The sequence below is a fragment of the Nonomuraea aridisoli genome (genome assembly GCF_003236395.1).
In the GTDB taxonomy this organism is placed as follows: domain Bacteria; phylum Actinomycetota; class Actinomycetes; order Streptosporangiales; family Streptosporangiaceae; genus Nonomuraea; species Nonomuraea aridisoli.
This window is the reverse complement of sequence record NZ_POUD01000277.1, coordinates 1-12,095: the sequence shown is the minus strand read 5'-3', so window position 1 is coordinate 12,095 and position 12,095 is coordinate 1. Positions and strand designations below refer to the sequence as shown.

The following is a 12,095-nucleotide window of genomic DNA, read 5'->3' as shown; positions in this document are numbered from 1 at the left end:
TGTCATGGGTCAGCGTCCTCGTGCCTGTGCGGATTCGCCCGATGGCGCGGTCACCGACCCCCTGCCCGGGCATGCCCACCTCAGGCGCGTACGCTCACCCGATCCGCGCCGGCCGCGACAACCCGGCCAGGAAGTCCTCCCAGGTACGGCGGCCCACCGCGCGATCGGGAGCCAGGTTCGCCCCGGCCCGGTACGCGGCGGCGGCCCTGCCCGGCGTCCTGACCGGCACCACGAGACGGCGCCGGCCGGTGGCGCGCAGGTAGTCGCGGGCCAGGTCCTCCATGGCGTACACGCGCGGCCCCGCGATGTCGGGCACCAGACCGGCCGGCTCACCCAGGGCGAGCTCGGCGAGCCGCTCGGCGACGTCGCCGGCGTCCACCGGCTGGAACCGCACCCCGCCCCACGTCGTCATGACCGGCAGCTTGGCCATCATCCCCATCGTGGTGACGATCCAGTCGTGGAACTGGGTGGCCCGCAGCGTCGTCCACGGGATGCCCGACTCGGCCACGACGCGTTCGGCGGCCAGCTTGGCGGCGAAATATCCGAACATGGCGCGGTCGAGGCCGCTGACCACGGGGACGCGGTCGGCCCCCACGACCGAGATGTACACCAGGTGCCGCACCCCCGCCGCGGACGCCGCCCGCACCAGGTTCGCGGCCTTCTCCTCGTCGCCCTTGGCGCTGCCCGCACAGTGCACGACGGTCTCGGCCCCGGCCAGCGCGGCGTCCAGTCCCGCCCCGGTGCTGACGTCGCCGGTCACGTACGCGACGCCGTCCGCGCCGGGGCGGGACGTCCGGGTGAGCACACGGACGTTCCGGCCCGCGTGGCGCAGCAGGGGGACGAGGTGGCCGCCGAGGGTGCCCGTGCCGCCGGTGATCAGGATGGTCATGGTTCTCTCCCGCAGTTCGAACGTGCTCTTCGCCGCATCGACCCGCGAGGAGGAGAAAGTGTGACAGCGGCTCAGCCGAAGAAGTCGTCGAGCTCCCGTACGGCCTCGTCCACGTCGTCGGCCACCCCGTCGCGCAGCAGGCGGGCGTAGAGACCGTCGCCGGCAGCGGCGACCCGGCGGGCCGGCAGCGGCACCCACGCCAGCGCCATCCAGGACACGTCGGAGCGCGCGGTGCAGGGGCCGGCGAAGTCCCAGTCGAAGAAGCCGGTGAGCCGCCCGTCGCGCAAGGCGGCGTTGAACGGGCCGGCGTCGTTGTGCACGATGATCTTCCCCGGCGACCAGCGCCCGCCGACCCGCCAGCGGGCGCCGGGCGGCGGCACGAAGTCGGCCACCGCCTCGTTGGCCGCGGTCGACGCCGACGACGCGTGGCGCCCCCGCGAAACCCTTGCCTTCCAGGTGCCGCAGCAACGCGTGCACCGAGGCGGTCCACTCCCGCACCGGCCGCCGCACGGTACGGCCGTCGCGCACCGCTCCCCCGTCGTTGCCGCCCGCGAGCCGATCGACCGCCACCTGTCACCTCGCCCGGATCCCCGCCGTACGCCGCCCCAAGAGTCCGCGTGCGCCCCATGAGCACTTTCGCACACGTACACTGGCCGCGCCGGTGCGACTTCCGGGATTCCTTGCACTGTGCAAAGCTGTGGACGGGCGTTCGATGGGGAGGGTGCGATGGGCGGCACGGACCGGACCGGCTTTTCCTGGATCGTCACACGGCGTGATGACACGACCGTGCTGAGTCCCGCCGGCGACCTCGACCTGGCCAGTGTCGAGGAGTTCCGCAGCGGCCTGACGCAGGCCATGACCGACCTGACGCCGCCGCACGTCGTGGTCGACCTGCACGACGTCGGCTTCTGCGACTCCTCGGGGCTCAACGCGCTCATCTGGGCGGCCAACCGCGTCGAGGAGGCCGGCGGAGAGCTGCGGCTGAGCGGCCTGCAGCCCCGGATGACCCGGCTGCTGCGGATGACGGGCCTGGACAAACGGTTCGCCACCTCTGACAACTGACCACGTCCGCGGGTGCGGGAGACTGGGACCGTGAGCTTCGAGAACGGCCGACCCGCTCCCCCGGTGACCAGCACCTCCATCATCGTGCTCACACTGGCCCGCCGGATCGAGACCGAGCTCAACGCCGCCCTCGCCCCGCTCGACCTCACTGTCAGCCGGCTCGGCCTGCTCGGTCACATCGCGGCCGTGCCCGGGGTGTCGTTCAGCGACCTGGCCCGCATGTCGGGCATCACGGTGCAGAGCGTGCACGCGGCGGTGAAGGCGCTCGCCGCGGCGGGGCTCGTCCGCGACAACACCGCGCGCGCCGGCTCGGCGTCGGCGATCGAGGTCACCGCGGAGGGGGCGCGGCTGCTGGAGCGGGCGCAGGCGGCGGTGGCCGAGGTGGACGAGCGGATGTTCGGGCCGGCCGCCGACCCGATCCAGCGCCAGGTCGGCGACGCCGTACGAGCCGCCTTCAGCGCCTGACCGGCGCGGGAGGCTCGGCGGCCGGCATCCGGCCGAAACGTTCGCGGTAGTCGGACGGGGACACGCCCACGCGGCGGTGGAACGCGCGGCGCAGGGTCTCGGCGGTGCCGAAGCCGCAGCGGCGCGCGATGACCTCGACCGGCGCGTCGCTCTCTGCCAGCGCACGCTGCGCCGCCTCGACGCGGACGCGCTCGACGTACGCGCCGGGCGGCAGGCCGAGCTCGGCGGTGAAGCGGCGCTGCAGGTGGCGCGGGCTGAGCCGGGCGTGCTCGGCGAGGTCCTTGACCTCGTGGCGGGCGCCGGGGTCGGCGTGGATCGCCGCGACGGCGGCGCGGATCGGGTCGGTGGACGGCTGCCCCGACCACAGCGCCACGCTGAACTGCGACTGACCGCCGGGCCTGCGCAGGAAGAGCACCAGGTTGCGGGCGACGGTGAGCGCGACGTCGCGGCCGAGGTCGTCCTCCACGAGGGCGAGGGAGAGGTCCATGCCGGCGGTCACGCCCGCCGACGACCACACGCGCTCGTCACTGACGAAGATGGGGTCGCTGTCGACCGTGACGGAGGGGTGCTCGTCCGCGAGCCGCCCGGCGTGGGCCCAGTGGGTGGTGACCCGGCGCCCGTCGATCAGCCCGGCGGCGGCCAGCAGGAACGAGCCGGTGCAGACGGAGGCGACCCGGCGCGCGCCGGCCCCCGCGGCCCTGATCCACCCCGTCAGCGCGGGGTCGCGCCGGGCGTCGAAGACGCCGACGCCGCCGGTCACGACGAGGGTGTCCACGCCGCGCGGGTCGAGGGTGCGCACGCCGTGCTCGGCGTGCATCGGCAGGGCGCTGTCCGCGTGCACCCGGCCGGCGGCGGGGCCGACGATCTCGCAGGTGTAGTGGCCGTTCACGTGCCAGGCGGCCTGCTGGAAGACCTCGTACGGCCCGGCCAGGTCGAGGGCCTGGAAGCCGTCGTAGACGACGAAGACGATGCGGCGCGGGTGCACGCCTTACACCTTCCGGCCGGCCGCCGGGTGGCGTCAACGCCGCGTCGCCCACGGATCGCGCCTACGGGCCCATGCGACCCTCGTGCCGGCGGCTGTCCTCCTGGCCGGCCATGGACGATCCCCCGGCGCCCTCGCCGTAGGCGATGCTGCCCGGCGAGTAGTAGCGGCGCAGCCAGTCCGCGAGGCCGTCGAGTCCGGGCAGCAGCACCCGTTCGGTGATGTTGGCCTGGTCGAGCCGCTGCCGCACCTCGGCCTTGACCTCGGCCGGGATCACCCACCCGGAGGCGAGCCCGGGGTGGTCGGCCAGCCACTCCTCCAGCTGGTACGTCGCCGAGGAGAACGCCGACAACACCGACGACTGGTTGACCACCCGCTCGTCCAGCGACGGCGGCTCGAAGAACACCAGGAACGGCGGCCGGCCCTCCCCCAGCCGGTCGAAGGCGCACAGGTCGGGGGCGTGCTGGGAGAGCATCTCGGTGGTGAACAGCAGCGCCCCCTCCTCCTGCAGCGACGCGCGCAGCGGCTCGGGCAGCAGCCGGTGCGCGCCCGCGCTGTCCACCGCGATCAGCAGCGCGTCCTCCTCGGGCCAGGTCGCGGTCGCGAAGTGCAGGGCCACGAGCGGCGAGAACGTCCAGTCCAGCAGCCGCGTGGGCAGGCCGTGGTGCTGGCCGAGCGCCAGCCAGTCCCAGAGCGCCGGCCCCGGCGCCGCACGATGCGCGTATTTACGAAAATTTCGGATCAGGTGGGATTCGACGGCCGCATAGTCGCCCTGCAACCGGGCCAGCCCCGACATGTGCGAGTAGCCGCTCCTGGACAACCCCCGGAACACCAGCGTCGAATGCGCGTGCAGCGCCCCGTCGGAACGCCCCGCCTCACCGATCGCCTCGTCCAGCTCCCGCCACGACGACACCGTCACCGCTTTCACCCTGCATCCGGTGCCCCCAGCGAACCCGTCCACACCACGCCGGAAAAGCGGACGACTATCGTCCATTGACTCGCTCGGGCCCGCATCCTACGTTGAGGACACATCGGGGTGACATAGATCACCCCCTCCGCGCTCCCACGGTGAGGTGACCCCCCATGCCCCTGGATGACGCGACGACGCAGTTCCTCAAGCTGATGGCCGAAGCGGGCGGCAGGCCGATGCACGAGATGAGCCCCGAGGAGGCGCGCGGGCAGTTCGGCGCCCTGCGCGACCTGTACGGCAAGGGCCCTGAGGTGGCGCGCGTCGAGGACGTCTCGATTTCAGCCGACGACGGCGGTTCGTTCCCGGCCCGCGTCCTGACCCCCGAGGGCGACCCGCGCGGCGTGATCGTCTACTACCACGGCGGCGGCTGGGTCATCGGCGCGATCGACGAGTTCGACTCCCTGGGCCGCCTGCTCGCCGTCCGTACGGGCTGCACGGTCGTGCTGGTCGGCTACCGTCTCGCGCCCGAGCACCGCCATCCCACCGCCGCGCGCGACGCGTACGCGGCGCTGCTGTGGACGGCCGCCGCGATGCCCGGCCTGCCGATCGTGGTGGCGGGCGACAGCGCGGGCGGCAACCTGTCGGCCGTCGTGGCCAGGCGCGCCAGGGACGAGGGCGGCCCGGCCATCGCGCTGCAGGTGCTCGTCTATCCGGTGACCGACTGCGACCTGGACAACGCCTCCTACCGCGACCCGGCCAACCAGCTCATGCTCACCCGCGACTCGATGGTCTGGTTCTGGGACCACTACGTGCCCGACCCGGCCGCCCGCGCGCACCCCGACGCCTCTCCGCTGCGCGCGGACGATTTGTCCGGCCTGCCGCCCGCGGTGGTGCTGACCGCCGAGCACGACGTGCTGCGCGACGAGGGCGAGGCGTACGCCGAACGGCTGCGGGAAGCTGGGGTTCCGGTCGAGTTCCAGCGCTTCGACGGCCAGATGCACGGCTTCTTCACCATGGTCAACCTGCTGCCGGCGCAGGCCACGGCCCTCGAGACCGTCGCCGAGGCCGTCGAGAGGAGGCTCTCGTGAGGTTCGACGCGGTCGTCGTCGGGGCCGGGTTCTCCGGCATGTACATGCTCCACCGGCTGCGCGGCCTGGGCCTGTCCGTACGCGTCTTCGAGACCGGCGACGGCGTGGGCGGCACGTGGTACTGGAACCGCTACCCGGGCGCGCGCTGCGACGTGGAGAGCATGGAGTACTCCTACTCCTTCGACGACCGGCTGGAGCAGGAGTGGGAGTGGACCGAGCGCTACCCCTCCCAGCCCGAGATCCTCCGGTACGCCGACCACGTGGCCGACCGCTTCGACCTGCGGCGTGACATCCAGTTCGGCACCCGCGTGACGCGGGCGGCCTACGACGAGGCGAGCGGGCTGTGGCGGGTGGAGACCGACCGCGGCGACGTCGTGGCGGCCCGCTACCTCATCACGGCGGTCGGCTGCCTGTCGGCGGCGCGCGTGCCCGACTTCCCGGGCGCGGCGGAGTTCCGCGGCCCGAGCTTCCACACCGGGCGCTGGCCGCACGACGGCGTCGACTTCTCCGGGCTGCGGGTGGCCGTCATCGGCACCGGCTCCTCCGGCATCCAGGCCATCCCGGTCATCGCCGAGCAGGCCGAGCACGTGACGGTCTTCCAGCGCACCCCCAACTACAGCGTGCCGGCGCACAACCGCCCGATGGAACCGGAGTACCAGGGCTGGGTGAAGGCGAACTATCCCGACCTGCGCCGGCGCATGCGCGAGTCGCACGTCGGGCTGCTGGGCGAGTTCAACCCCACGTCCGCGCTGGAGGTCTCCGACGAGGAGCGCACCCGCGAGTTCGAGACCCGCTGGACCAAGGGCGGCATCTCCTTCCTCGGCGCCTACGGCGACATCCCCGTCAACCCGCGGGCGAACGAGCTGGCGGCCCAGTTCGTCCGGAGCAAGATCCGCGAGACCGTCGGCGACCCCAGGACCGCCGAGCTGCTCTCGCCGCGTGACCATCCGATCGGCAGCAAGCGCATCTGCGTCGACACCGGCTACTACGCCACCTACAACCGGCCGAACGTGACGCTGGTGGACGTACGCGCCGACCCGATCGAGGAGATCACGCCGACCGGCGTGCGCACCGCCGCCGGCCGCCACGACGTCGACATGATCGTCTACGCGACCGGCTACGACGCCATGACCGGCCCGCTGCTCGGCCTGGACATCACCGGCAAGGGCGGCCTGTCGCTGCGGCGCAAGTGGGAGGCGGGGCCGCGCACGTACCTGGGGCTGATGAGCGCGGGTTTCCCCAACCTGTTCACGATCACCGGCCCGGGCAGCCCGTCGGTGCTGAGCAACATGATCGTGTCGATCGAGCAGCACGTGGACTGGATCGCCCGCTGCGTCGCCTGGCTGCGCGAGAAGGACGTCACCGCCATCGACGCCGACCCGCTGGCCGAGGACGCCTGGACGGCGCACGTGAACGAGGTCGCGCAGTTCACCCTCTACCTGCAGGCCGACTCGTGGTACCTGGGCGCGAACGTCCCGGGCAAGCCGCGGGTCTTCATGCCGTACGTCGGCGGGGTGGGAGCGTACCGGCTCAAGTGCGATCAGGTGGCGGCCGACGGTTACGAGGGGTTCGTACTCTCGTCCTGAACACGGGCTCCTCCGCTACGGTGCTGCCGAGGAGGTGGCACCGTGTCCCAACCCGTGACGAACACCGCCGGGCCGGGCCGGCCCCGTGACGCCGAGGTCGACCGCAAGGCGCTGCGGGCGGCCATCGAGCTCTACGCCGAGCTCGGCTGGGCCAAGTTCACGCTCGACGCGGTGGCGCGGCGGGCCGGCATCGGCAAGGCGGCGATCTACCGCCGCTGGCCCACCCGCGAGCGGCTGGTCGCCGCCGCCCTGGAGCAGGCGCTGGTGCTGCCCGTCATCGCCGTCGACACCGGCACGCTGCGGGAGGACCTGCGGGGGCTGGCCCACGCGATGATGGCCTACTACCTGGGGCCGCACGGGCTGGCCGGGCTGCGCCTGCACGTGGAGGCGCGTGCCTACCCCGAGCTCTTCGCCGAGCTGGCGGCCGGCATCCGGAGCATGCGGGTGCTGGAGGCGCGCGCCATCATCCGCCGTGCCATCGACCGCGGCGAGCTGGGCCGCAACGCCTCCCCGACGCTCATCGTCGACACGCTGGTGGGCGGGCTGCTCAACCACGTGCTGGCCACGCCGGAGGAGCTGCGGCCGGAGATGGCGGCGCAGAGCGAGCAGTACGTCGAGGACGTCACCGCGTTCGTGCTCACCGCCGCCATCGCGATCTACCCGCCCGCGTGACCGCCTACGCGAACAGCTGGGTGAGCTTGAGGAACAGCTGGTAGACGCCGTACGCGAACGGCACGCCCACCCAGGTCCACGCCAGCACCATGAGGCCGGTGCGCCGGTTCATACGGTCTGTCCCTTCTCCTCCAGCGGCACCACCCGGGGCCGCTCGTGGTACTTCTCGTGCACCGGCCGCACCAGCTCGTTGGCGGCGAAGCCCACGATGAGCAGGCCGATCATGACGTACAACGACGTGGTGTACAGGGCGGGGCCCGAGCGGCCGGCGGCCTCCTGCGCGTCGGCGACGGCGTTGACGATCAGCGGCCCGAGCACGCCCGCCGTGGACCAGGCGGTCAGCAGCCGCCCGTGGATGGCGCCCACCTGGTAGGTGCCGAACAGGTCCTTCAGGTACGCCGGGATCGTGGCGAACCCGCCGCCGTAGAAGGACAGGATGCCGAGCGCGCAGAGGATGAACAGCGGCCTGGAGGCGTCGCCGGCCAGCGCGATGACGAGGTAGAGCAGCGCGCCGACGCCGAGGTAGACGCGGTACATGTTCTTGCGCCCGATCAGGTCCGAGGTCGAGGACCAGACGAAGCGCCCGGCCATGTTGGCCAGCGACAGCAGCGCCACGAATCCGGCCGCCGCGCCCGCCGCGACGGGCACCGACGTGCCGGCGAAGAAGTCGGTGATCATGGGCGCGGCCTTCTCCAGGATGCCGATGCCCGCCGTGACGTTGCAGCACAGCACCACCCACAGGCACCAGAACTGCGGGGTGCGGATGGCGTTGCGGGCCGAGACGTCGGCCGTGGTGACCAGCGCGCGGGCCCTGGCCGCCGACAGTTGCCGGCCCTTCGGCGTCCAGCCGTCAGGCGGGACCCGGACGAGCAGCACGCCCATCGTCATGAAGACCGCGTAGACCACGCCGTGCACGAGGAACGTGGCGGCGATGCCGTTCGTGGTCGTGCCGAAGCCGGCGAGCATCTGCGCCGACCACGGCGAGGCGATGAGGGCGCCGCCGCCGAACCCCATGATCGCGATACCGGTGGCCATGCCCGGCCGGTCCGGGAACCACTTGATCAGCGTGGAGACCGGCGAGATGTAGCCGATGCCGAGCCCGATCCCGCCGACGAATCCGTAGCCGAGCACGACCAGCCAGTACTGCCGGGTGAGCACGCCCAGCGCCGACAGCAGGAAGCCGGAGGAGAAGCACGTCATCGAGACGAACATGGCCCAGCGGGGCCCGTTGCGCTCCACCAGCGTGCCGCCGAAGGCGGCCGACAGGCCCAGCATCACGATGCCGAGCTGGAACGGCAGCGCGCTCTGGGTGCCCGAGAGCCCGAGGGCCTGTTCGAGCGGAGGTTTGAAGACGCTCCACGCGTACGCCTGGCCGATCGCCAGGTGGACGGAGAGCGCCGCGGGCGGCACGAGCCAGCGGGTCCAGCCGGACGGCGCCACGGTACGGGAACGGCTGAGGAATCCATCTGCCACGGGTCTTTGGGTAACACATACGGTATGCCGCATTTAGTATCGGTCCGATGTTTACGGCGAGCGGTCAAATCTCGTCGATGAACGGTCGCGTGTGGCGTGGGCGATGGGAGTCGATCGCCTGAGGCCCGTGGATCCCCAGGTCCGCATCACGTCAGGCGCCGTACGGGGCCGCGTCGGGGGCGGCGTGGCCGCCTTCGGGGGCGTCCCGTCCGGCCGGCCGGCTGCGCCTCGCCACTCCCGTACCGCCCGAGTCATGGGACGGCGTACGTGCCTGCGCCGGCTTCAGGCGAGGGTGCTGCCGAGGCGGCCTTCCAGCATCAGCAGCAGCTCGCCCAGCAGGTCGGCGAGTTGCCGCTCCCGGTCGTCGGGGAGGCCGGCCAGGAGCGCGGTCTCGTACTCCAGCTGCTCGGGCATCAGCCGCATGATGAACTCCCGGCCCTGCTCGGTGAGCGACAGGTGGGCCACCCGCCGATCGCGGTCGTCCACCCGCCGCGTGACCAGGCCGATCTCCTCCAGCCGCTTGACCCGCTTGGTCACCGCCGCCCCCGACGCGAACGTCTCACGGGCCAGCCTGCCCGGAGTCAGCTCACCGCCGACCCTGAGCAGGGCGCACAGCAGGTCGTACTCGGCGCGGTTGATGCCCGCACGGCCGAGCGGGGCGTCGGTGGCCTGCTGGAGCAGGGCGACGCACCGGTTGAGGCGGCCGATGACGGCGATCGTGTCGAGGTCGGCCTCGGGGAGGACCTTGCGCCACTGGCGCAGCGCGACCGCGACGGCGTCCTCCACGTGTGCGATCCTTCCGTGCTGGGATGTCCGGTGGCTCCGATCGTACGCGCCGCCCGGCCCGCCTCCGCCCGCTCCGAGGACGCCCGTCTCGCGCGGCGTGAGGCTCAGCGGAGTTCGCCGGTGATGATCCACAGGTGGCCGAACGGGTCGCGTACGCGTCCCGAGCGTTTGCCGTAGGGCCGGTTCTCGATCGGCACCACCGCATCGGCGCCGTGAGCGATCATGCGTTCACCCACCGCGTCCGGATCGTCGACCTCGATCTCGAGGAGCACCGCCGAGCCGCCGAGATCACTCGGGGAGAGCCAGCCCCACGACGACACGGCCGGCGAGACCCGGAAGGACGTGCCGCCGATGCGATGATCAACGACGGAGGGCCGCCCGTCGTCGCCCGGCGGAGCGCGGAACACCTGCTCGGCGCCCAGGGCGTCCTGATAGAACGCCGACGCCCGGTCCGGGGCGGGCACGATGAGACGAGGAGAGGTACGGCTGATTGTCGTCATGCGCCCATCATTCGGTCGGGTGGGCGGCGAGGTCTTGAACATCTGGGAACGAGCTTCACCCGGGTGACGCACCGCTTCACGGCTGAAGGCCTGATGAACCTCGCACGGCCAGGCCCTCGGCGCGCAGCCACCCCGTGGGCGTGTCCCCGGTCATCGCCCGCCATTCCCGGGTGAGGTGCGCCTGGTCGGCGAAGCCCGCCGCGACGGCCACCGCCGCCAGGCCGGCCCCTCCGGCGCGGGCGCCGGCCACGAGCCGGCCCCGGGCGTTCTCGAAACGGACAAGCCGCTGGTACTCCTTCGGCGTCACCCCGAGCTCGGTCCGGACCACGCTGCTCAGGTGCCGCCGGGAGCATCCGAGCGATCGAGCGGCGTCCTGCACCCGGCCGGTTCCGGACAGGGCCGCGAGCGTGGCCCGCAGGCCGCCGTGGTCGGCGCGGTCGCCGTGCCGGGCGAGGCCGGCGAGCAGGCGGCGTTCGACGAGGGCCCGGCGTTGGGGCCAGGACCGGCAGGCCGTCAACCGCTCGGGCAGGTCCGCCATCTGCGGGGCGACGTCGGCGAGATCGGCGATCTGCCCGGCCAGCTCCGACGCCGGGACTCCCAGGAGCGCGCGTGCGCCCAGCGGGCTGAGCCGCAACCATACGCCGCGCGTGCAGCCTTGCTGCCTCAGCTCCGCCACGCTCAGGTGGAGCCCGGCGACGACGGCCCGCAGCCGTCTGCGCGAGCCCGGCCGCCCGATCCATGCGATCTCGAGCGGATCATCCTCCGGGATCGTGATCGACACCGTGGACGACGGAAGCCCGCGATGAACGCCGCCCGAGCCCTGCCCGAGGTCGTACGCACTCAGCGTCGTCACGAACGGCACCGGAGCCGTGGTCAGCTGATCGGCAGGCGCGCTCATCCCGCCACAGTACGGTGCGACCAAGGGGGCAGGGAACACGATCAGGGGCGGCGGGTGGTCGTCAGCTCGGCGAGCCGGTGGTGGCCGGTGCGTTCGGCTGCGGCGATGCGCTCCTGGGGCAGCTCCGTTCGCCACCACTCCCCCGCCGCGGTGTCGGCGGCCTCACGAAGCTCCACCAGCGCGGCGCGCAGCCGATCACAGACGACCCGCCGCTCGGCATCGGACGGCGTAACCGGGGCGGGCGCCGTGGACCGCGCGGACGGCGCGGGAGGCGCGGACGGCCCGGGCGGCGTGAGGTCGGCGACGACGCGTTCGAGCCGGTCGAGAGCGGCGTGCACGCGTCGTCCGGCCCTGCGGTCGGGGAGCAGCGCGCACACCAGCAACCCGGCGGCAGCCCCGAGACAGGTGTCCAGCCAGCGGTCCGCCACCATCTCCGGCACCGGCTCGGCCCCGGCGAACTCGGTCATCAGCATCGCCATCGGCGCGATGAACGCGCTGCCCAGCCAGTAGTTCCGGGTGACCGCAGCCTCCGTGACGAACTGCAGCACGAGCACGGTGACGATGAGCGCGAGCGCCCCGAGCCGGCTCACCGGCACCAGCAGGGTGAACAGGGCCACGCCGAGCAGGTTGCCGACTGTGCGCTGGAGCGCGCGGCTCCACGACAGCGTGGTGTTCGCCGCGAACACCGCCGCCGCCGTCACCACGGCCCAGTACGGACGCCCGACCCCGAACCCCATCGACAGCCACCCCGCGACCGCCGACCCGGCCGCCACGGTCCCAACGG

The 12,095-nt window shown here is 72.7% G+C and carries 15 protein-coding genes; 5 read left to right on the top strand and 10 right to left on the bottom strand.

What is annotated here, in order from left to right; all coding sequences use genetic code 11:
• Nucleotides 1-94 precede the first annotated feature (94 nt).
• Together C1J01_RS39765 and C1J01_RS50505 are read right to left on the bottom strand one after the other, a co-directional pair.
• Nucleotides 95-889, bottom strand: a complete 795-nt coding sequence (locus tag C1J01_RS39765; RefSeq protein WP_111184219.1) for an SDR family oxidoreductase — start codon at nt 887-889, stop codon at nt 95-97.
• 71 nt (nt 890-960) lie between these two features.
• Complete coding sequence (locus tag C1J01_RS50505; RefSeq protein ID WP_181449224.1) at nt 961-1,281, bottom strand: phosphotransferase; 321 nt, start codon at nt 1,279-1,281, stop codon at nt 961-963.
• 334 nt (nt 1,282-1,615) lie between these two features.
• Here C1J01_RS50505 and C1J01_RS39755 point away from each other — a divergent pair, with 334 nt between their 5' ends.
• Together C1J01_RS39755 and C1J01_RS39750 are read left to right on the top strand one after the other, a co-directional pair.
• Nucleotides 1,616-1,951 carry an STAS domain-containing protein gene (locus C1J01_RS39755; RefSeq protein WP_111184215.1) on the top strand — a complete coding sequence of 112 codons (336 nt, stop codon included), beginning with the start codon at nt 1,616-1,618 and terminating at the stop codon, nt 1,949-1,951.
• Nucleotides 1,952-1,981: 30 nt separating this feature from the next.
• Nucleotides 1,982-2,416 (top strand): MarR family winged helix-turn-helix transcriptional regulator, encoded by a 435-nt coding sequence (locus tag C1J01_RS39750; protein ID WP_111184213.1) that lies wholly within the window; start codon nt 1,982-1,984, stop codon nt 2,414-2,416.
• Here the strand turns inward: C1J01_RS39750 and C1J01_RS39745 are convergent.
• Nucleotides 2,406-3,401 carry a GlxA family transcriptional regulator gene (locus C1J01_RS39745; RefSeq protein ID WP_111184211.1) on the bottom strand — a complete coding sequence of 332 codons (996 nt, stop codon included), beginning with the start codon at nt 3,399-3,401 and terminating at the stop codon, nt 2,406-2,408. The two genes, C1J01_RS39750 and C1J01_RS39745, sit on opposite strands and share 11 nt — an antisense overlap.
• A gap of 61 nt (nt 3,402-3,462) precedes the next feature.
• Nucleotides 3,463-4,317, bottom strand: a complete 855-nt coding sequence (locus tag C1J01_RS39740; protein WP_220040337.1) for an FRG domain-containing protein — start codon at nt 4,315-4,317, stop codon at nt 3,463-3,465.
• Nucleotides 4,318-4,481: 164 nt separating this feature from the next.
• On the opposite strand from C1J01_RS39740, the gene C1J01_RS39735 reads away from it, so the two are divergent.
• The 3 genes from C1J01_RS39735 to C1J01_RS39725 are packed head-to-tail and all read left to right on the top strand — an operon-like array spanning nt 4,482 to nt 7,654.
• Nucleotides 4,482-5,396 (top strand): alpha/beta hydrolase, encoded by a 915-nt coding sequence (locus C1J01_RS39735; protein WP_111184207.1) that lies wholly within the window; start codon nt 4,482-4,484, stop codon nt 5,394-5,396.
• Nucleotides 5,393-6,982: a flavin-containing monooxygenase gene (locus tag C1J01_RS39730; protein ID WP_268958787.1), complete on the top strand. Its 1,590-nt coding sequence runs from the start codon at nt 5,393-5,395 to the stop codon at nt 6,980-6,982. The genes C1J01_RS39735 and C1J01_RS39730 overlap by 4 nt, the downstream gene beginning before the upstream one ends.
• Nucleotides 6,983-7,024: 42 nt before the next feature.
• Nucleotides 7,025-7,654: a TetR/AcrR family transcriptional regulator gene (locus C1J01_RS39725; protein WP_220040336.1), complete on the top strand. Its 630-nt coding sequence runs from the start codon at nt 7,025-7,027 to the stop codon at nt 7,652-7,654.
• A 4-nt stretch (nt 7,655-7,658) separates the two neighbouring features.
• Here the strand turns inward: C1J01_RS39725 and C1J01_RS54190 are convergent, their stop codons facing one another.
• The 6 genes from C1J01_RS54190 to C1J01_RS39700 all read right to left on the bottom strand — a co-directional run.
• Nucleotides 7,659-7,766 (bottom strand): MFS transporter small subunit, encoded by a 108-nt coding sequence (locus tag C1J01_RS54190; RefSeq protein ID WP_438943177.1) that lies wholly within the window; start codon nt 7,764-7,766, stop codon nt 7,659-7,661.
• Nucleotides 7,763-9,127: an OFA family MFS transporter gene (locus C1J01_RS39720; RefSeq protein ID WP_181449222.1), complete on the bottom strand. Its 1,365-nt coding sequence runs from the start codon at nt 9,125-9,127 to the stop codon at nt 7,763-7,765. The genes C1J01_RS54190 and C1J01_RS39720 overlap by 4 nt, the downstream gene beginning before the upstream one ends.
• A gap of 282 nt (nt 9,128-9,409) precedes the next feature.
• Nucleotides 9,410-9,913, bottom strand: a complete 504-nt coding sequence (locus C1J01_RS39715) for a MarR family winged helix-turn-helix transcriptional regulator (RefSeq protein WP_111184201.1) — start codon at nt 9,911-9,913, stop codon at nt 9,410-9,412.
• Nucleotides 9,914-10,017: 104 nt separating this feature from the next.
• The gene (locus C1J01_RS39710) at nt 10,018-10,455 is read right to left on the bottom strand and encodes a VOC family protein (protein ID WP_235854968.1); all 438 of its coding nucleotides are present in this window, start codon (nt 10,453-10,455) and stop codon (nt 10,018-10,020) included.
• A 34-nt stretch (nt 10,456-10,489) separates the two neighbouring features.
• Nucleotides 10,490-11,311, bottom strand: coding sequence for a helix-turn-helix domain-containing protein (locus tag C1J01_RS39705; RefSeq protein WP_111184197.1), 822 nt, complete (start codon nt 11,309-11,311; stop codon nt 10,490-10,492).
• Between the two features lie 41 nt (nt 11,312-11,352).
• The coding region (locus C1J01_RS39700; protein ID WP_146615893.1) for an FUSC family protein at nt 11,353-12,095 on the bottom strand (743 nt) is incomplete at its 5' end.